This window comes from Bacteroides sp. K03 (assembly GCF_019734355.1).
GTDB lineage: Bacteria > Bacteroidota > Bacteroidia > Bacteroidales > Bacteroidaceae > Bacteroides > Bacteroides nordii.
Map to the genome: position 1 here is coordinate 22,039 of NZ_JAASHC010000043.1, position 21,450 is coordinate 43,488.

The 21,450-nt window shown below is 43.1% G+C and carries 14 protein-coding genes; 10 read left to right on the forward strand and 4 right to left on the reverse strand.

The window, feature by feature from the left end; translation table 11 throughout:
* Window positions 1-27 precede the first annotated feature (27 nt).
* Together HCG69_RS19590 and araJ are read right to left on the reverse strand one after the other, a co-directional pair.
* Window positions 28-1,842 carry a T9SS type A sorting domain-containing protein gene (locus tag HCG69_RS19590; RefSeq protein WP_221651412.1) on the reverse strand — a complete coding sequence of 605 codons (1,815 nt, stop codon included), beginning with the start codon at window positions 1,840-1,842 and terminating at the stop codon, window positions 28-30.
* A 320-nt stretch (window positions 1,843-2,162) separates the two neighbouring features.
* The gene (gene araJ / locus HCG69_RS19595) at window positions 2,163-3,308 is read right to left on the reverse strand and encodes an MFS transporter AraJ (protein WP_221651413.1); all 1,146 of its coding nucleotides are present in this window, start codon (window positions 3,306-3,308) and stop codon (window positions 2,163-2,165) included.
* Window positions 3,309-3,609: 301 nt separating this feature from the next.
* Between araJ and HCG69_RS19600 the strand changes: the two genes are divergently transcribed.
* From HCG69_RS19600 to HCG69_RS19645, 10 genes are all read left to right on the forward strand, one after another.
* A complete protein-coding gene (locus tag HCG69_RS19600) occupies window positions 3,610-4,275 on the forward strand; it encodes an ABC transporter ATP-binding protein (RefSeq protein WP_002561385.1) in 666 nt (221 codons plus the stop codon).
* A 77-nt stretch (window positions 4,276-4,352) separates the two neighbouring features.
* Window positions 4,353-4,961, forward strand: a complete 609-nt coding sequence (locus tag HCG69_RS19605; protein WP_221651414.1) for a GIN domain-containing protein — start codon at window positions 4,353-4,355, stop codon at window positions 4,959-4,961.
* A 55-nt stretch (window positions 4,962-5,016) separates the two neighbouring features.
* Window positions 5,017-6,306, forward strand: a complete 1,290-nt coding sequence (locus tag HCG69_RS19610) for an ABC transporter permease (protein ID WP_221651415.1) — start codon at window positions 5,017-5,019, stop codon at window positions 6,304-6,306.
* Between the two features lie 12 nt (window positions 6,307-6,318).
* Window positions 6,319-7,560, forward strand: a complete 1,242-nt coding sequence (locus HCG69_RS19615; RefSeq protein WP_221651425.1) for an ABC transporter permease — start codon at window positions 6,319-6,321, stop codon at window positions 7,558-7,560.
* Window positions 7,561-7,698: 138 nt separating this feature from the next.
* Window positions 7,699-8,988 carry an ABC transporter permease gene (locus HCG69_RS19620; protein ID WP_221651416.1) on the forward strand — a complete coding sequence of 430 codons (1,290 nt, stop codon included), beginning with the start codon at window positions 7,699-7,701 and terminating at the stop codon, window positions 8,986-8,988.
* Between the two features lie 5 nt (window positions 8,989-8,993).
* Entirely contained in the window at window positions 8,994-10,244 is a 1,251-nt protein-coding gene (locus tag HCG69_RS19625) for an ABC transporter permease (RefSeq protein ID WP_221651417.1), read from the forward strand.
* Between the two features lie 85 nt (window positions 10,245-10,329).
* On the forward strand, window positions 10,330-12,933 hold the full coding sequence (locus HCG69_RS19630) for an ATP-binding protein (RefSeq protein ID WP_221651418.1): 2,604 nt from the start codon (window positions 10,330-10,332) through the stop codon (window positions 12,931-12,933).
* Window positions 12,934-13,071: 138 nt separating this feature from the next.
* Entirely contained in the window at window positions 13,072-14,550 is a 1,479-nt protein-coding gene (locus HCG69_RS19635) for a TolC family protein (protein ID WP_221651419.1), read from the forward strand.
* Window positions 14,551-14,684: 134 nt separating this feature from the next.
* Window positions 14,685-16,031, forward strand: coding sequence for a sigma-54 dependent transcriptional regulator (locus HCG69_RS19640; protein ID WP_221651420.1), 1,347 nt, complete (start codon window positions 14,685-14,687; stop codon window positions 16,029-16,031).
* A gap of 168 nt (window positions 16,032-16,199) precedes the next feature.
* Window positions 16,200-17,492, forward strand: a complete 1,293-nt coding sequence (locus HCG69_RS19645) for an ATP-binding protein (RefSeq protein WP_221651421.1) — start codon at window positions 16,200-16,202, stop codon at window positions 17,490-17,492.
* A 104-nt stretch (window positions 17,493-17,596) separates the two neighbouring features.
* Here the strand turns inward: HCG69_RS19645 and aspD are convergent, their stop codons facing one another.
* Entirely contained in the window at window positions 17,597-19,237 is a 1,641-nt protein-coding gene (aspD, locus tag HCG69_RS19650; protein ID WP_221651422.1) for an aspartate 4-decarboxylase, read from the reverse strand.
* 127 nt (window positions 19,238-19,364) lie between these two features.
* Window positions 19,365-21,059 carry an aspartate-alanine antiporter gene (gene aspT / locus HCG69_RS19655; RefSeq protein WP_221651423.1) on the reverse strand — a complete coding sequence of 565 codons (1,695 nt, stop codon included), beginning with the start codon at window positions 21,057-21,059 and terminating at the stop codon, window positions 19,365-19,367.
* Window positions 21,060-21,450: the final 391 nt, after the last annotated feature.

Below are 21,450 nucleotides of genomic sequence, written 5' to 3' on the forward strand. Positions count from 1 at the left end.
AATAAAGTTGAAACAGGCTCTTAGGCGTTAGTTTGTAACTATGATTTTCTCGTTTTCTCTGTTTCCGTCGGCCAGGATATAAGTGATAATGTATACACCTGGTTGTAATGCCGGCAGATTGATTTCATTTTTCTTAGCCTGTGGATGTGAAGAGTATACCTGTGCACCCGTTAGGCTGGTGATATACAGTGCAGTCACTTCACTGTTGGTTGCGTAAGGACGTTCGATAGAAGTACCGCCACCTCCTGCCAGGTTGTTCAGGTAGTTTTCCAGATTGGAATAACCGTTCGCACTGATTGCTCCTCCGTCTGCGGGATTGTTCTTATCCAGCCCGTTAGCATCTTCCCAACTGTCGGGGATACCGTCGCCATCTGTATCTATAGGGGCAGATTCACCGTTCTTTGGAGTAAGATCAGGCCAGGGAGTCCAGTTTTCATTGGCATCGGCAGGTTTCAGATCGTCCTGAGAGTTGATCATACCAACAAATTTTACGGTAGGAGATGCCGGTTCTGTCTTGTTCCATTTGATAGCACCTCTGTCTACGGGTACCGATTCTCCTGCTGCTTCGGCCAGGATGCGTGTGTCTACTTCGTCGAGCTTCGGCAGTTGTGCTCCGGCTTGCCTGATGACTTTATAGTAGGCTTCTTCTGCCGTTTCTACATTGAGGTCGCTGCTGGCCGAGGGGATAGTCAGCTTTATATCGTTGATAAGGTTTGTACCCGCACGCAGATTGACTGCTTTCTTAGAGTTGCTTCCGTCTGCATATATCCAGTTGTCGGCATTCACCTGCGAGTGGTCTCCTTTGTTCTTATCGTTTTTGTATTCATTGGTTTCAAATAAGTTTCCGTCAATAAACCATTCTCCCAGTCCGGTAGCACTGGCGGCATCATGAGAACAGTCGGCAAACCAGCGTTCCTGGAATGTATTGGTGGCAGGCCCCGGCTTATAGTAATTGTTGATAAGATTGGTGCGTGAATAAGCCCCTTCGATAATTGAATGCAGTTGCCCACCGTATAAGGCGCCCTTGTTTCCCCAGTTGAAGTGCACGTTGTTGATAATCTCCGTGTCTACAAAAGCATCGTGTCCGCTGGCAGCTTTGTCACGGGCACCATTCACCAGCGGAGTACGGCCTACACAATGTGCAAACAGGTTGTGATGAAACGTAGAATGCTCGCCACCCCATTGTGCACCGTAACCGCGTGCGCCTTTATCATGTTTGGATACATAGAGCGGTTCGCTCAGGATACACCATTGCATGGTGGTGTACTTGTTATCGTACATCGTCACGTTTTCTTCCATTGACCAGCTAAAGGAACAGTGGTCGATGATAACATTCTCCGTATTTTCAATTCCTAATGAAGAGTAGTTTTTACCCGACAAGTCACCGGCACGGAAGCGTATGTAGCGTACAATAAAGTTTTTGCTGTGAATGTAGATATTGGCTCCCGAGATACAGATACCACCACCCGGAGCAGATTGACCTGCAATGGTTACATTGGGTCTGGGACATTTCAACCGTTCTTTCAGGACGATAGTACCACCTACTTTGAAAAGAATGGTTCGTGGGGTATCGTCTCCTGTACTCAGTGCCCAACGGAGGGTTCCTTCAATGGGCTCTTCCGTCGAAAGATAGTCCTCCAAACTTGTCACATAATACACTTTACTGCCTATGGCAGGATCTGTGGCACGTCCGCCGGTCGCGAAGCGTCCCCAGCCTTCGGCACCCGGAAAAGCAATTTGTTGTGCACTTACCTGTAAACATACAGACGAAAGAGGAAGTAGCATAAGGCATCCGAGTAGGGCATGCTGCCGGAGGTTTTTCCTGAGAATAATGTTCTTCATTCTATATTTTATTAATGATTTAATATTGGCTTTCAATGATAGCGCACACTCCTCTAATCAGTGGGCGTTTGCGCTAATATGCATCTCAATTATAGCTTATCCGAATTTCTTTGCAATATTACGTGCTTTACAATGAACGCGTGTGTAATATCTGTTGTAAATGGAGGATGACCAATATTTTCCATTCACAATCAATTATTCCACATTCCTTTGTCAGCATATTTGTCGGAAATGCAGTGATAGGACCGGCCGGTTACTATCTGTTGCCATGAGCCGGAAGATTCTTGCCGGAATATTGATTCTCAGGTTGTGCAGGAGTGTTAAATATATTTCGGTTGATACTTTTTATAGAAGATGAAGAATAACGTAAAGCCGATAAGGGCGAACGGTACGCCGGCCAATGCCGGATAACGGTAGCCATTGCTTACAACCAGTCCCCCTGCATAAGCACCGATGGCGTTACCGAGATTGAAGGCTATTTGTACGCTGGCTGCTCCCAGCATCTCTCCACCTTTGGCTACGCGGATTATCAATACCTGTTCCGGACTGGAAACTGCAAATAATCCCGCTGTGCAAAGGCACATCAGGATGACGGCCAGCCAATTGTACGGGGAGAAGAAGAAGATTAAAAGCAACATGATGCAGATAAGCGCCTGTGCAGCCATTCCCACTTTTCCAGGTGTGTAGCGGTCGGAAAGACGCCCGCTAATCAGATTCCCCATTACCATACCGAATCCGGCAAGGATCATTAATGGGGTGATACTTTCTGCGGAGAATCCGGAGACATTGGTCAGCATAGGATTGATGTAGCTGTACCAGCAGAATACTCCACCGTTTCCTAAAGCCGTAGCACCAAGTATCAGCCAGGGGGCAGGAGTTTTGAGAAACCGGAATTGCCCTTTGAAACCGGTATCTTTCAGTCCTTCTACATTGGGCACCCAACGCCATATGTAATAAAGGATAACAACTCCCCAGACACCTACTAAAAGAAAGGTGAAACGCCATGAGAGCATCGTACTCAGAGAAGTTCCCAAAGGAACGCCGAATAGGTTGGCAATGGTCATTCCGGCAATCATAATAGATACGGCTTCCGAACCTTTTCCTTTGTCGGCAACTTTCTCGGCTACGATGGAGCCTACTCCGAAATACGCCCCGTGTGGCAGTCCGGAGATGAAGCGGGCCAACAATAATACCCAATAATTAGGAGCCATTGCTGCACAAATATTGCCAAGCATAATTAGTGCAACGAGTACAAGCAGAATACGTTTCAAGGGATGTTTCCGGGCAAGAGTCAGGATAGGGGCACCCACGCAGACTCCCAATGCATAAGCAGAAATGAAATGTCCCGCCGCAGGAATACTGATATTTAAATCCTTTGCCACATCGGGCAGAATACCCATCATTACAAACTCGGCGATACCCAATCCTAAGGTACCGAACGCCAAAGCAATCAGACTCTTCTTCATACAAAACCTTACCTAATACCTTAATTTTCTTTTACCGGCTGCAAAGGTAAAACAAAAAATGTCAGGGTATAGTTCCGCCTGAACGTTTTTGATTTGGATCAATTTTATGACAGACACCCCGTCTGTTTTATGTTCACTTTTGTATCTCCTGATAGTTCGTCTTTGGGCAAAGTGTTCATTTTCGGACAATAGAGTTTTTGTTTAATCATCAGGAAATAAGTGATTTACTTCTTTGGCACACGATTTGACTATATTTCACCGATAAAATGCGAAATAATTAATACCATTAAATACTTAAGTTATGATAACATTGACTTCTCTTTCCAAAATCTATCGTACGAATGAGATTGAAACGGTAGCCCTTGAAAACGTGAATCTGACCGTGGCCCGTGGTGAGTTTCTTAGCATTATGGGACCTTCCGGATGTGGAAAATCTACACTGCTGAACATTATGGGGTTACTTGATACGCCTTCTACCGGTACGATTGAAATTAACGGTACTCATACAGAAGGGATGAAGGATAAAGAGCTGGCGGCATTTCGTAACAAGACCCTTGGGTTTGTTTTTCAGTCTTTCCATTTGATAAACTCGTTGAATGTACTGGATAATGTAGAGCTTCCGTTGCTTTATCGCCGTGTTAACAGTAGCGAGCGTAAACGCTTGGCAAAGGAAGTGCTCGAGAAAGTGGGGCTGAGCCATCGTATGAATCATTTTCCTACACAACTTTCCGGCGGTCAGTGTCAGCGGGTAGCTGTAGCCCGTGCTATAATCGGCAATCCAGAGATTATTCTTGCGGATGAGCCTACCGGTAACCTGGACTCAAAGATGGGAGCTGAAGTCATGGAACTTCTTCATCGTCTCAACAAAGAAGATGGACGCACTATTGTGATGGTTACTCATAATGAAGAACAGGCTAAACAGACTTCCCGTACGGTTCGCTTCTTTGACGGCAGACAAGTGCAATAGACATTATAATGATATTGAGACCTAACTAAATATTCTGCATTCTTACTTTTTATAACTTAAAGAAATCATATACGACAATGAAAACAAGTCTATCCATATTTACTATCGCACTCATGCTGGGGATTCTTTTTTCTCCTTTACGGGCACAGTCTAATAAAAAAGTGATCCGCAATGAAGCGGTTGCCGACTTCTCTTCCATCCGCCTGCAGGCAGTGGGCGATATCTTTTTTACCCAGTCGGATGATTACTCTCTACGCGTTGAAGGCCCCGAGGAGTATGTGAAGAAGGTTACTGTTACAGCAAAGGATGGTAAGCTCGTCCTCAGTTATAAGCAAAAAAATAACGATTCAAAGAAGTTAAAGTATTATATCTCTGCTCCGGACTTGTCTTGCGTTGACGTTGAGGGTGTTGGCTCTTTCCGCTGCGAGAAGAAACTAAAACTGAAGAATCTGGAGTTGAATATGACTGGTGTTGGTTCTATAAATATAGCCGATCTGGAATGCAAAACTCTTCGTGCCCGTCTTGAAGGAGTAGGAAAGGTGAATGTGCATGTAAACTGCGTTAACCTCATAGCCAATGCTGATGGTGTAGGGCATATGACTTTGTCCGGATATGCCAAAACTGCTAAAATTACGAAAGACGGTATTGGTGGGGTAAATACCCGGAATCTGGAAACAGGAGAGTAAAAGATAAGGAGATTTAGTAAATATTCTAATTTGTCTAATCGTAAATATCTTCAAGATGATTAAACTATATTTCAAACAAGCGTTGGCACAATTGCGCCAGCAACCTATTATAAGTCTGGTCAGTGTACTGGGTACGGCGCTTGCTATTTTCCTCATAATGCTGGTGGTGATGATTCAGCAGGTGAAGGTAGCTCCTTTTTCTCCGGAAAGCAACAGAGATCGTTTCCTGCACTTTGCTTTTATGAGTATCGGTAACAAGGAGTGGGGAGACGGTACCAGCAACGGGCCTATGAGCGAACAAACTGCAAAAGCTTGCTTTAAGTCACTTACCACCCCTGAGGCAGTTACTGTTTATTGTTGTGCGGCAATAACTACTCCCGTTTCTGTGCCGGGTAGTCCTGCCGTTAGTATTGACTTACGACAGACTGACAATACTTTCTGGCAGGTGTTCGATTTTGCATTTGTTGCCGGTAAACCTTATGACCAGGCTACTTTTGATTCCGGCCGGCCTGTGGCAGTGTTGACAGAGAGTGTTTCCCGTGCTCTGTTTGGTACAACTGAATCCGTTGGATATGAATTTCTTTTAAATCATGCTCCCTATAAAGTAGTGGGGATAGTGAAAGATGTTTCTACTTTGGCAAGTTCTTCATACGGACAAGTGTGGATCCCTTATACTTCGACAGATTTGGCCAAAGATACATGGAGTGATAGTCATATGGGAATGATGAGTGTAACGATTCTGGCACAAAGCCGGGACGACTTTGAGCGCATTCGTGAAGAGGTTAAGAAAATGCAGCAGCAGTATAATCATTTGTTGGCCGAAAGTGGTTATGAGTTAATTTATCGCAATCGTCCGTACGATCAGGAGAAGCAGGCTATAGCTTTTGCTGCCAACTGGGAGCCTGATGTAAAGGCTGCCCGCCGACAGCGGATTACTATTTTCGTTATCCTGCTGTTGGTGCCTGCCATTAACCTGAGTAGTATGACTCAGAGCCGTTTGCGTCAGCGTGTTTCTGAGATTGGTGTACGTCGTGCTTTTGGAAGTACACGTACGGAGATGATGGGGCAGATTGTAATGGAGAACTTGATAGTAACCCTGTTTGCCGGTCTGGCAGGTTTACTTTTCAGTGTATTGTTTGCCTATCTGGGAAACAGTTTTCTGTTTCAGGACTATAGTGCTACGCTCAATCCACCCGAAGTAAATGCCTCTATCCTGCTACAACCTTCTACATTTATGTATGCATTGCTTTTCTGCTTTATACTTAACTTCCTGAGTACCGGCCTGCCGGCATGGAAAGCGTCGCGTACCAGTATTGTAAATGCTTTGGGAGGTAGAACTCATTAAACCGAATGAATGATGAATAAAAAACTATTTACACAGATAAAAAATGAGTGGCATTCCAATCTTTGGATAGCTACAGAGTTACTATTGGTAAGTGTGGTGATGTGGTATGTTGTGGATTATATCTATGTTCAGTATCGTGTGTACAACGAGCCGCATGGGTTCGACATCTCTCATTGCTATCTCGTAAGCATGGGCGGACTTACAGATAAAAGTCCTGACTTTATTCCGAATGACACATTGATTGCCGATGAAATAGAAGAGTTGGTGAACCGTATCGCCCGTCGTCCGGAGGTAGAAGCTGTAAGTTTGTCCCAGAATTCTTATCCTTATAATGGAAGCAATAGCGGCAGTGATATAAGGTATGATACACTTCAATCCTATGGATATGTAGTGCGTCGTCTGGTAACTCCGGATTTCCTGCGGGTATTCCGCTATGAGGGGACACGCGGAGAAACACCGGAGCAATTGGCAGAAATGCTGACTAAAGAGAACTTTCTGGCATCTGATAATCTGTATGAGAGAAAATATAATATTAAATTAACCTCATTGGTAGGTAAACAGTTTTATTTGTGGGGTGATACTACGAAAACTTACAATCTGGCTGCTTCTTTGAAACCGATACGCTACTCGGATCACGATCAGGCTTTGTTCTCCTACTGTATGCTTTATCAGTTATCGAGGAGTTGGTATGATACTCATTTAGAAGTATGTATACGTGTGAAGGAAAATCAGGATGTAGACTTTATCAATCGCCTTAAAGCTGACAGTGAGAAACAGTTACGTGTGGGAAATGTTTTCATTGCCGATATTCGCTCTTTTGCAGACATTCGCCGCAATTTTGAACAGAACTCTATGAATGAGTTGCGTAATTATGTTTTCGGCATGGTTTTTCTGCTACTGAATATCTTTTTGGGATTGTTGGGTACCTTCTGGTTCCGTACGCAACAACGCCGGAGTGAGATTGCTCTGCACAAGGCATTGGGAGGAACAAACCGTACAATCTTTAATCGTTTGCTGACAGAAGGATTGCTGTTGCTTGTGATAGCTACTGTACCTGCCATTGTTATCGACTGGAATTTAGCACATGCCGAACTGAACTCATGGATGAATGGTACTACCCTTGAAACCGGGCGTTTCATAATTACCACAGTTCTTACATTTGTTCTCATTACCTTAATGATTGTGACAGGTATTGGTATTCCGGCACGTAAAGCGATGAAGATACAGCCGGCAGAGGCACTGAGGGAAGAATAAAGGAATTTACGATTAGACGATTGACAATTTACGATTGAAGTTACTGAGTAAATCGTTCAATCGTCTGGTTTTCTCCCCCCCATAACTGAAAGTAATCCCAATTGTTTAATCGTAAATCGTCTAATCGTAAATTATTTCATGTTTAAACAACATTTCAAACAAGCCTTTCATTTGCTGCTGGAGAATAAGCTGCTCTCTGCAATCAGTATTGCCGGTACGGCACTTGCTATTTCAGTGGTGATGGTGATTATCATTTTGTTGCACGCTAAGACAACAAATTATGAACCGGAAACAAACCGTAACCGTACGTTGTATGTGAAATGGTCCAGTGTTTATGAAAAAGAGAATAAAGATGCACGCAATTATAGCCGGGTATCTCTCTATGATATACAACAACTATTTTATCCGCTGACAACCGCAGAAGCTGTAACAGCTATTTGTGAATATGGACGTATGTTGGCTGCTGTTCCGGGTGGGGGCGAGGAGATTAATTGTCAGTCACTTTATACCGATGCTGCCTTCTGGCGTGTATTTGAATTTGGGTTTCTTGCCGGAAAACCCTATGATGAGGCTGCTTTTAAGTCCGGATTGAAACAAGCCGTAATATGCGAAAGTGTAGCCCGCCGCTTGTTTGGTGGAGTAGAAGAAGCTGTGGGACGTTGTCTGGAACTAAATTTTGTAGAGTTCACCATTTGCGGGGTAGTACGTGATGTGAGTAAGTTTGCTGAGCAGAGTTATTCTGAAATATGGGTACCTTATACTACTAATAGTGATATTAGCCACATTGATCTTTCGGGATGGACAAAAGGACATACAGGCGGTTTTCAGTGTTTTATTCTGGCACATTCCTCTGCCGATTTTCCTGAGATACTCAAGGAAGTAGACGTGAACCTGGCTAAGCTGAACAGCAATGATCAGGAAATGCAACTGGATTTATTGGGACAACCCGATACTTTTTTCGTTCAGATGCTTCATAAGTATGCAAATGGTGGTGTTCCGGGACAGGAAGTCATAATCCGCTATATCATTATTGTGATTGTCATTCTGCTTGTTCCCGCCATTAATTTGTCAGGACTGACACAGAGCCGGATGCGTAAACGTCTTTCGGAGATTGGAGTACGTAAAGCTTTCGGGGCTACCCGTTCGGGATTGCTCTGGCAAGTTCTTACCGAGAATTTGCTACTTACGCTGATCGGAGGATTAGTAGGATTGTTGTTCTCTTATTTTGCTCTTTGGTTACTGGCAGACTGGTTGTTGGCATCTGAGTTGTCGGATGGTGGAACGGCAACAATGAATGCTTCCATGATAAGTCCGTGGATATTCTTTGTGGCACTTCTTTTCTGTCTGGTTCTCAACTTACTTTCTGCAGGGATTCCGGCAGAGCGTGTGGCTCGTACAACCATTGTCAATGCATTAAATGAAAGGTAATCAATATGTTCAAGCACATCTTTACAATAATATGGAACAACCGGCGGCATAATGGATGGTTGATAGCCGGGTTGTTTGTTATTTCCACTTGCATGTGGTATGCGGTAGATTACGTTTATGTTATTACCGTTAATCAAACCCGTCCTTTGGGATTCAACTGGCACAATGTATATGCTCTCAATATTGGTGTACTTACTCCTGAAAGTGCAAAATTTCTTCCGGACAGTCTTCATACAAAGAATGCTACAGATGATTTCTATGCATTCATAGACCGCTTGGAACATCATCCGGCGGTGGAATCTGTTTGCTATACAAACATGCATAAACACTATGTCTGGATGAACCAAACAGCTTCACTTGTGCATGATACAATTACCTGTAATAGTTACATGCGTGGCGTTAGTTCGGATTATTTCCGGGTATTCGGAGTGAAAGGAGCAGATGGGAGTTCTCCGGAGCAACTGTCGGGTAAGGCAAATTTTACGGATATTATTATAACGGATAATCTGGCCCGGAGACTTTTTCCGGATCGTCCTGCTGTGGGCGAATGGGTAAAGAATAACTTAAACGGAGACAGTGTACGTATAGCGGCTGTATGTGAAAGCCAAAAGTACAATGAGTTTACCGCTCATCAGTCGGCTACTTATATTCCGTTGATTTACACAAAAAAATATCCTTTCTATTATCTGGATGCTCCTTATTTAGGTGTTTACATCCGGGTACGTCCTGATTCCGACGGAGAAGATTTTATTCGTAAGTTTCGTAAAGAGATGCGTGAACAATTGATGATAGGAAATTTCTATCTTGGAGATATGCGCCCGATGAGTGATTATAGAAATATACAGTTGAAAGAGCCTCGCAATGATTTGTATACCTATCTTTCAGTGGCTGTATTCTTTTTAATGAATGCTTTTCTTGCTGTGCTGGGTACTTTTTGGTTCCGTACCCAACAACGCCGTGCGGAACTGGGGTTGCGTGTAGCATTAGGCAGTACCAGGGTAAGTCTGCGTAAACTCCTTTTAGGTGAAGGACTGATTTTGTTGACTCTGGCATTTATTCCGGCAATAATAGTGGGAGCTAATTTGGGCTTTGCGGAAGTTGTTTCCAACTATCCTGTAGAGTTTACGTTACTTCGCTTTCTGGCAGGTATGTCCGTTACCTATATCTTGTTGGCTATTACCGTATTTATAGCTGTTTGGCTCCCTGCCCGGCAGGCAATGGGTATTCAACCGGCAGAAGCTTTGCATGAAGAGTGAAAATTAAATTATATATCTGCGTTGCTTTCAAGATAATAGCGTATATTTGTGCGCACAATCGTGAAACAACGCAGTATTTAATTCTATGACTCAACGATTTTATAACACACTTTTGTTCCTGTTATTTACAGTATTTCTACCGATAACTGCTGCTGAACAGAATTATAATGTCCTTTTTATACAGTCTTATACTAATCAGACTCCCTGGCATAGTGAACTGACCCGTGGACTTCGTGATGGCTTTGGTGAAGAGAAACTGAAGATTAATATTATCACCGAATATCTGGATGCCGATTACTGGGCATATAGTTCAGAAAAAGTTATTATGAGCCGTATTTGCGAACGGGCAAGAGGACGTGGTGTAGACTTAATTGTGACGTCTGGTGATGAGGCTTTTCATACATTGTTTGCTTGTGGTGATTCTTTGCCACGTCAGATTCCGGTTGTTTTTTACGGTATCAAATATCCGGATGAAGCTCTTATGGCTACTTTACCTAATATTTGCGGTTTCACTTCCAATCCCGATTTTTTTCTTTTACTGGAACAGGCCAATAAGGTATTTCCCGAACGTAAAGAGGTTGTTTGTGTGAATGATAACAGCTTTTTAAGTTTGAAAGGAAAAGAAGATTTTATGAATGAGTGGGGACAGTTTGTAAAGCGTCATCCTGATTATAAATTGCAGACTTACAATGTACAAACCGGAACTACAAATAGTATTATCTCTTCTGTATGTTACCCGCGTAATAGCCACGGGCGTATTGTGGTAGTACCTAAATGGTCTCCTTTTATGGCATTTATCGGCAAGAACTCTAAAGCGCCTTTTTTTTCCTGCCAGAGCCTGGCGTTGACTAACGGAGTTTTTTGTGCTTATGATGCTGATCCGTATGCTTCTTCGCGGATGGTAGGTGTGAGGGCAGCTAAAGTGCTGAAAGGAACTTCTCCGACAGATTTAGGGATTACTGAAAGCCCGATTGATTTTTATTATGATTATAAGCAACTCGATTTTTTTCATGTGGCAAAAGATCGGGTGAAGCCGGGGATTATACTTAATGAGCCCCATTGGGAGAAGTATAAATTCTTTTTCATTTTGCTTTATGCTTCCATACTTGGGCTATTGGTATTTATTGTTGTTTGGCTGATACGTGCTAATCGACGGGAGGCACGCCGGAGAATGCATGCACAAACCCGTCTTTTGGTACAAAACCGTTTAGTGGCCCAGCGTGATGAATTTGATAATATTTTCCATTCTATTCGCGAGGGAGTAATAACGTATGATACTGATTTTCGTATTCATTTCACTAATCTCTCTTTGCTACGTATGTTGCATCTTCCGGTCGATGTTACTGTCCGGCCTTACGAGGGATTGCCTGCCGGTTCTATCTTCAAAATATATTCTAAGGGTAAAGATGTATTGCATGACATGCTGAAAGAGGTAATTAAAGAAGGCAAAAGCTGCATAATTCCTTCCAACTCTTTTATGCAGGAAGTACATAGTGGCAATTACTTTCCGATTTCCGGAGAGATGGTTCCTATTCATTCACGTGGAGAGATTACCGGCGTTGCCCTTTCCTGCCACAATGTATCTGATGAAGAGATGCGGAAACGCTTTTTTGACCTGGCAATAGAGGATAGTTCTATCTATCCGTGGCAATTTAATATTCGTACTAACATTTTTACTTTTCCGTTAGGATTCCTCCGGCAATTTGGTTTTGATGAATCGGCAACTACTATTACGCGTGAGAATATGGAAAAGATGGTGCATCCGGAAGAGTTGGAACACATACGTTCTCTATTTGATGCTGCCCTTACAGGAGTACATCAGAATACCCGGATGAGTTTCCGTCAGCGTAATGCAGATGGGCATTACGAGTGGTGGGAATATCGTACTTCCGTGCTTAGTGGACTGACATCAGATGAGCCTTATAGTATTCTTGGTGTTTGTCAGAGTATTCAACGTTATAAAAGTACAGAGGAAGAGTTGACCATAGCCCGCGATAAGGCATTGCAGGCTGATAAGTTAAAGTCTGCCTTCCTAGCCAATATGAGTCACGAAATTCGTACGCCTTTGAATGCTATTGTCGGTTTCTCCGACTTGTTGAGTGATACAAGTGCTTTCACAGAAGAAGAGGTTTCCCAGTTTATTACTACAATTAATAAGAACTGTAGTCTGTTGTTGGCATTAATTAATGATATTCTTGACTTGTCTCGTATTGAGTCGGGGACGATGGACTTCCAGTTTGCCCGTCATAGTCTTCCTTTGCTGTTGAAGAACGTACATGACTCCCAGCAGTTGAACATGCCATCGGGGGTAGAACTTAAACTTGATATCCCGACAGGTAGTAAGAAGTATATGGTGACAGATAATGTACGCTTGCAGCAGGTAGTGAATAATCTTATAAACAATGCTGCTAAGTTCACAACAAGTGGATCTATTACAGTGGGATATACTGAAGATGAACCCGGCTATACCTCTTTATTTGTGGAAGACACCGGTAAGGGAATTTCTCAGGATGGATTGGATCATATTTTCGAACGTTTCTATAAAGTGGATAATTTCACGCAGGGAGCCGGATTAGGGCTTAGTATTTGTCAGACAATCGTGATGCGGCTTAATGGAACGATCCGTGTTACGTCTGAAGTAGGAAAGGGAACACGTTTTACTGTACGCATCCCGGATGTTTGTGAGTAAACGATGTTAAAGACGTTCATTTGTGTACAAAGTGTTCGTTTTCGGACACTTACCGAATGTATTAATTATCGGAGAATTAGTTACTTATCTTTTTGGCACGCCGTTTGGACTTCTTAAATTGTAGAAAATAATACTTTTATGAAAAAGAAGAATATACTGCTTGTTTTAGCGACTTTTGCCTTTTCGCAAATACTTACGGCACAGAATGAACGGGAAATAACTCTTAATGAGGCTATTGCCTTGGCACGTACTCAATCCGTAGATGCGGCGGTGGCCTTGAATGAACTGAAAACAGCTTATTGGGAATATCGTACTTTTCGTGCTGATCTTCTACCCGAAGTGAATCTAACAGGGACATTGCCAAACTATAAAAAATCGTACAGCTCTTATCAAAATTCGGATGGTACTTACGGGTTTGTCCGTAACAACTACCTGGAACTATCCGGAGACTTGTCTATTGATCAGAATATATGGCTGACAGGTGGTAAACTTTCTCTCTCAACTTCATTGGATTATATCAGGCAGTTCGGGGGAAACGGGAAAGAACAGTTCATGTCCGTACCGATCAATCTGGAACTGACCCAACCTGTTTTTGGCGTGAATAAGCTGAAGTGGGACCGTCGTATAGAACCCGTACGCTATGAAGAGGCAAAGGCTGCTTTTATCTCTGCCACGGAAGATGTGACGCGTAAAACCATTACTTACTTTTTTCAGTTGCTGTTGGCAAAGGAAACGTTGGCTACTGCCCGGCAGAATGAGCTGAATGCCGAACATTTATATAAGGTAGCCGGAGCTAAGCGTGAGATGGGGCAGATATCAGAAAATGAGTTGTTACAACTGAAACTTTCTGCTCTGAATGCCAAGGCTGCTACTACAGAAGCAGTGAGTAATCTGAATGCCAATATGTTCCAGCTTCGCGCTTTTCTGGGAATGGATGAGGATGAAAAGCTGGAACCAGTGGTTCCCGAATCGGCACCGGACATACGAATGGAATATAACGAAGTGCTTAGCAAAGCTTTGGAACGTAACTCTTTTGCACAGAATATTCGTCGTCGGCAGCTTGAATCGGACTATGCGGTAGCTACCGCACGTGGCGATCTGCGTAGTGTAGACCTTTTTGCCAGTGTAGGCTATACAGGGCTTGACAAAGAGTTTGCCTCTGCCTACAATCATCTGCTCGATAACCAGATAGTGAAAGTGGGTGTGAAGATTCCTATTCTGGATTGGGGAAAGCGTCGTGGTAAGGTACGTGTGGCAAAGAGTAATCGTGAAGTGGTACTTTCCAAAATTCGTCAGGAACAGATGAACTTTAATCAGGATATCTTCTTGCTTGTGGAGCATTTCAATAATCAGGCACAACAGCTAAGCATAGCCAAAGAGGCCGATATTATTGCTCAGCAGCGTTATAAAACCAGTATTGAGACTTTTCTGATAGGTAAGATCAATACACTCGACTTGAATGATGCGCAGAATTCAAAGGATCAGGCACGGCAGAAACATATATCAGAACTGTATAATTATTGGTCTTACTTCTATCAGATTCGCAGCCTTACGCTGTGGGACTTCGAGAGGGATACGGAACTGGAAGCAGACTTTGAAGAGGTAGTGAAAAAATAGTGATTAATGGGTAGAGTGATAAGTGATTAGTAGACTGTGCTGTAATATTGCGTGCTGTTTATCATTTATCATGCGCTTATTAATAACTATTTGCTATATTATTATTAATTTTGCGATCATAAAAACACACGCTTATGATATTGATCATTGATGACGACAGTGCCGTTCGTTCCTCTCTCAGTTTTATGTTAAAACGTGCCGGCTATCAGGTGCAAACAGTTCCCGGACCTCGTGAAGCTATGGATGTAGTACGTTCTGAAGCTCCCGCCCTTATTCTGATGGATATGAATTTTACGCTTTCCACAACAGGCGAAGAGGGGTTGACTTTGCTCAGACAAGTGAAAATATTCCGTCCTGATGTTCCGGTTATTCTGATGACCGCATGGGGAAGTATTCAATTGGCAGTGCAGGGAATGCAGGCAGGAGCTTTTGATTTTATAACAAAGCCCTGGAATAATGCTGCCTTGTTGCAACGCATTGAAACAGCTTTGGAACTGACTGCTACACCTGCAGAAGTACCACAAGAACAGAGTGATGCTTTGAAACGCGACCATATCATCGGTAAGAGTCAGGAGTTAACAGATGTTTTGAATACTATTGCCCGTATTGCCCGTACCAATGCTTCTGTTCTGATTACCGGAGAAAGTGGAACGGGGAAAGAATTAATAGCCGAAGCTATTCATATAAATAGCCAACGTGCCAAACAGCCATTTATCAAGGTAAATTTGGGTGGAATTTCTCAAAGCTTGTTTGAAAGTGAGATGTTTGGGCATAAGAAAGGCGCATTTACTGATGCCAGTGCTGATCGTATCGGGCGTTTTGAAATGGCAAACAAAGGTACTATATTTTTGGATGAAATAGGAGATCTGGACCCTTCTTGCCAGGTGAAATTGCTTCGTGTCCTGCAAGACCAGACGTTTGAAGTTTTGGGTGACAGCCGTCCCCGTAAGACTGATATCCGGGTGGTATCTGCCACCAATGCCGATTTGCGTAAGATGGTAAGTGAACATACTTTCCGTGAAGATTTATTCTATCGTATCAATCTTATAACAGTTAAACTTCCGGCTTTGCGTGAAAGGAGGGGAGATATTCCGTTACTTGCCCGTCATTTTGCCGATCGCCAGGCCGAAGTTAATAATTTGCCCCGTACTGAATTTTCTGCTGATGCACTTCAGTTTCTCAGCCGTTTGCCCTTTCCGGGGAACATCCGTGAACTAAAAAATCTGGTGGAACGAACCATACTGGTCAGTGGAAAAGCTATTCTTGATGCTTCGGATTTTGATGCACAATATCTTCGTCAGGATGATCCGAAGGCTACTGGTACTTCGCTTTCCGGAATGACACTGGATGAAATAGAACGTCAGACTATTTTGCAGACTCTGGAACGTTGTAAAGGGAACCTCAGTCAGGTAGCTACCGCCTTAGGCATTAGCCGGGCTGCCCTCTACCGGAGGTTGGAAAAATATGGAATCAATTATTAGTAATGAGTAATTAGTGATGAGTAATTAGTGATGAGTGGTTAGTGATAAGTGATTAGTGCCATGCGGATTATAGCGCAGCCCACTAACCACTCATTACTCATCACTAATCGTTAATCACTAATCACTCATCACTAATCACTCATCGTTAATCACTAATCACTATTTATCGTGCGTCTAAAAGGATATTTTTTTATACTGGCTTTGTTTCTGGCTGCTCTTGGTGGAGTGATACTCTACTTTGGTGGATGGGTGTATAAGCCTTTGTTATATATTTCGGAAGTTCTGATCGTTTTTCTGTTGGTATATTTGATTTTATTTTATCGCAAGATTATAAAACCGTTGGATACGATTGGTAGTGGTATGGAGCTATTACGCGAACAGGATTTCAGCAGTCGTTTGACTCTTGTTGGGCAGTATGAGGCCGATCGCGTGGTCAATGTTTTCAATAGAATGATGGAGCAGTTGAAGAATGAGCGTCTCCGGCTTCGGGAACAGAATCATTTCCTCGATCTGATGATTAATGCTTCTCCAATGGGAGTGATTATTACTACCCTTGATGATGAAATATCTCAATTAAATCCGATGGCTATTAAAATGCTGGGTGTTCGTCCCGAAGAGGTTCAGGGGAAAAAACTGATTGCTATTGATTCTCCGTTGGCTGCGGAATTGGGGCGTGTTGCTAAGGGAGAGACAGTAACTGTCCGTTTGAATGATTCGAATATTTATAAATGTACGCACTCTTCATTCATCGACCGGGGATTCCAGCATCCTTTCTTCCTGATAGAAAGCCTGACGGATGAAGTGATGAAAGCTGAGAAAAAGGCGTATGAGAAAGTGATTCGTATGATTGCGCATGAAGTGAATAATACAACAGCAGGTATAACTTCTACGTTGGATACCGTAGAACAGGCACTTTCCGAGTCGGAAGGGATGGAAGATATCTGTGAGGTGATGCGTGTATGTACAGACCGTTGTTTCTCTATGAGCCGCTTTATTACCCGTTTTGCAGATGTGGTAAAAATACCTGAACCTCACTTGGCTCCGGTTAATCTCAATGATCTTGTATTCTCCTGTAAACGTTTTATGGAAGGTATGTGTGCCGACCGTAATATTACCATAACACTGGATATTGATGAGGAATTGGGAGAAGTGAAACTTGACGTTGCTTTATTCGAACAGGTACTGGTGAATATCATAAAGAATGCGGCTGAGAGTATTGAGCAGAATGGAGAAATCAAGATACGTACTTATTTCCCGGGCGGAATTGAGGTGGCAGATAATGGTAAAGGTATAACAAAAGAGACTGAAGCTAAACTCTTCAGTCCCTTCTTTTCTACCAAGCCGAACGGGCAGGGAATCGGCCTGATATTTATCCGTGAAGTCCTGATGCGTCACGGATGTTCGTTCTCACTCCGTACGTATGCGGACGGGTGGACGAGATTTAGAATGTTATTTAATTGACAGTTGACAATTGACAATTGACAGTTAGCTGCGCTGTAATACTGTATAGTAACTGTCAATTGTCAACTATCCACTGTCAACTATCCACTGTCAATTGTCCACTGTCAATTGTCCACTGTCCACTGCTTATAGTATTCATCCAGTATTCTCTTAATACCTTTTCCAATTGTTACATAATCGGTTTCGTTAAGATTGGCAAGAGAAACGCGGACACTCCATTTCGGACCGGCAAACCCGCCGCCATTCAGTAAAACGAGTGAGGTTTCGTTAGCCAGGCGGAATACTATATCCAAAGGGTTGTAGGTCTTTTTCAGATAGTCTACAAACTCGTCTCCGTAAAATTTATGTGCCCATACGAGCATATCTATTTCTGAATAATATCCGGCACGTAAAGGATCTTCTACCAATGAGAAACCGGTATTGTCCCACAATGCATTCAGGCGGCGGCGAATGATATTCTGCATCTTTGTTTTATAGTAATCACCTTTATCGAGCAGAGAAAAGGCGGAAAACAAACTCATCTGCATCTGTTGCGGCAATGAAAGTCCGGCAGTATGGTTCAATGCTACCTGACGGCTGTCTGCTACCATACGGTCGATAAATTTCATCTTCTCCGGATGAAGATCAAGGCTGGAATAACGTTTATTTAATATCGCTTTCTGCTCTTCCGGGAGGCGGGCTATCATTTTATCATAGATATTATCCTCATGCAGGGCTATGACAGCAAGTCGCCATCCGGTTGCTCCAAAGTATTTTGAGAAGGAGTATACACATAGGGTATTGTGTGGCAACTCCGCCATAAGTGAACGGAAATGAGGGATGAACGTTCCGTATACATCATCGGTGATGATCATTAGATTCGGATTGTCATTCTTTACTATATTGACAATACGTGCAGCTGTCTCCGGACTCAGTGAATAGCTGGGGGGATTGCTCGGATTGGTAATAAAGAGTGCTTTTATTTTCGGATCTTTCAGTTTGTCAATGTCTTCATCTTTATATTGCCAGGTATGCAATCCGTCTTCCGTCATCTTATCGGCTGAGATTTCGGTGACATTGAATTGGTATCGGCGTAGTTCCGGGATTTCTAAATAAGGTGTGAATACCGGAACCAGGAGGGCAATGTTATCTCCCTGATTCAGCAAAAAGTTCTCTTGCAGAGAGTCAAAAAGGTAACACATACCCGCTGTTCCGCCTTCGGTAGCAAAAAGATCAAAAGTTCCTTTCGGAGGGCGACGGTCACATAATTCCTGTGCCAGGTAATCTTGTACAAGGAGTTCGGTGAAATGTAGGATACGGTCGGGGACAGGGTATTGATCACCGATGACGGCTTCTGCCCATTCGTGAACAAGTGTATCCGGGTCTGCGGCATGCTCCATGAGGAGATAGTTATAACTGTCTTTTAATAATCTGGAGCCCGGTTCTTTGATATTGTCTTTCAGAAAGGCTTCAAAACGTGCGGCAATTCCTTCTTTTTGGGGGATGCCGGCTATTCCTTCGGGAAGAGAGGAAACACGGGTACATTCACTGAGCCCGAATTTTCCTAATAGGAAGAATGCTTCGCGAGGTTCTGTAGCAATCCAGTTCGGGTTACCACGTCCGGCGTTTAGCATTGTGTGGGCCATTCTCTTTACGCTCTCGTCCGCCATGTCGATCAGGCGGTTTTTTAATTCAAAGGGACTGATGCCCTCCATCTTTTTTGCAAAACTTTTGGTTATGGCTGTGCCATTTGATTTCTTTTCCATAATTAAATAATTTAGATAATATGCCAATGAATAATGTGTCAATTAATAATGTGCTAATATGCCAATGTGCCAATTACCGTGCGGGCGATAGCGCAGCCAATTGGCACATTGGCACATTAGCACATTATTACATCATTAATACAATAAATACCCCCCAAATAATAAGTAGTGTATTACCTACAGCATAGGTTACAGTATATCCCAGTGCGGGTGTTTCACTTTCAACCGCATCTTGTACAGCTCCTAGTGCTGCTGTGGTAGTTCTTGCTCCGGCGGTACATCCTAATGTTAATGCGGGATGGAATTTAAACAGATATCTTCCCATCAATAATCCACTGATAAGTGGAATAGCCGTAGCCAGTGCACCGACGATAAACAGGCTGGCACCTACTTCTTTGAATCCGGTGACAAAACTTGGTCCGGCAGCGATACCCACAACGGCAATAAACATATTCAGACCTACATTATTCAATACCCATAGAGAGGGCTCGGGGATGCCTCCGAAAGTAGGGTGCTTGCTGCGAAGCCATCCGAAGAATAATCCTGCAATAAGTGCCCCTCCACTGGTAGAGAGACTTATTGGGATACCTCCCAAATGGATGGTTAATGCACCTACTAAACCTCCGACGAGAATGCCCAGACCAACGAATATCATATCCGTTTGATTGGTCGGACGATCTACGTATCCCATTTGTTTGGCAGCAAGTTCTACTTCACGTTTCATTCCGGTGAGTTCGAGCATGTCACCTGCATCTACTACGGTCTGTGCCAGTACGGGGACGTTGATGCCTGCACGTTTGATACTGCGAATACTCACTCCGTGCATACATTTCTGTGCCCGGATGGTACTTATTGTTTCTCCGGCAAATGTTTTTCGTGTGATCATTACCGGTAGTGTCTCGGCTGGAAAGTCGAGTAGTTGCGCGTCTATTACTTCAGGGCCTATCCAGTCTTCTTCACCTATCACGAATTCTCGGCGACCGCTGAGTACTACTTCGTCCTTTTCTTTCAGAATGAGATTTGGAGTAACTTCTTTTATAATACCCTCCTGGCGAACACGTTCTACGAAGAGCCGTTTTCCTTGTTCGTACAAGTAGCTTTCAAGGTCAGTTACACGTTTTCCTTTTCCGAACCATTCATTGGTTATCTGATAGGCGCGGAATGCGACGGGACGCAAAGCAGGAGCGAAGCCCGGTTCGTCAGCTTCCGAACTTCCCATTTTAGATTCCAGTTCTTTACAGTCAGCTTTTACCTTTTCCAATCCGCCAAGAAATTTCGGTCCAAGTGAAGCCAGAATCCAGGCAGAGCCAGCGGTACCGAAAATGTAAGTTACGGCATAGGCTACAGGAATAGCATTAATGAAAGTTGCTTTTTGTGCATCGCTGATGCTCAGCCCGTTGATAGTATCTTCAGCTACACCGATAACAGCAGAGATAGTTTGTGAACCGGCGAGTAATCCGGCAGCTTCACCTACGTGATAACCCATTATTTTGGCGAGTGCCCAGGCAGATACAAGGCTGACAATACACATTAATACGGCAAATCCCACTTGCGGTAGACCGTCTTTCTTCAATCCGCGAAAAAATTGTGGTCCTACTTTATAGCCTACAGCAAAAAGAAAGAGCAGAAAGAACACAGCTTTCATCGGACCGTCTACCGTGATGTTCAATTGTCCAACCAGCACACCCACCAGCAGTACACTTGTCACTGTTCCAAGGGAGAATTTGCCTATTTTTAGCCGACCTATCCAGAAGCCCGCGAAAAGTGTCAGGAAGATAGCTAGTTCGGGGTGCTCTCTTAGTTGATTTATAATCCATTCCATAATTAAGTTGTTTAGGTTTATATCTCTATTTTGTTCGTTTATTGTTTAATACAACAGCATTCAATGGAAAGTGTTTTGTTAAAAACCTATTTTGGCATGTTAAACTTTCTGTCATCATTTTCAATTTAACAAGAGTATATGTTGTTGTATCATCTGAAATTATTTCTCTTTCGCATGTTGTAAATGTAATTATTTTGGATTAGCAGTCCTTACTTGGTAATAAGAAAATACGATATATTTTTTTATAAAAAAAGTAACAAATTTGACGTTTTCTAATTTGTTAATTGTCAGCGTGTTACAGATGAGTGTTTTTGCTCGTATACTCTATTAAAACCAAATGTTTCCGCAGAATATTGCTTTAATAAATGTTAACTACGAAAGATATGTCCTT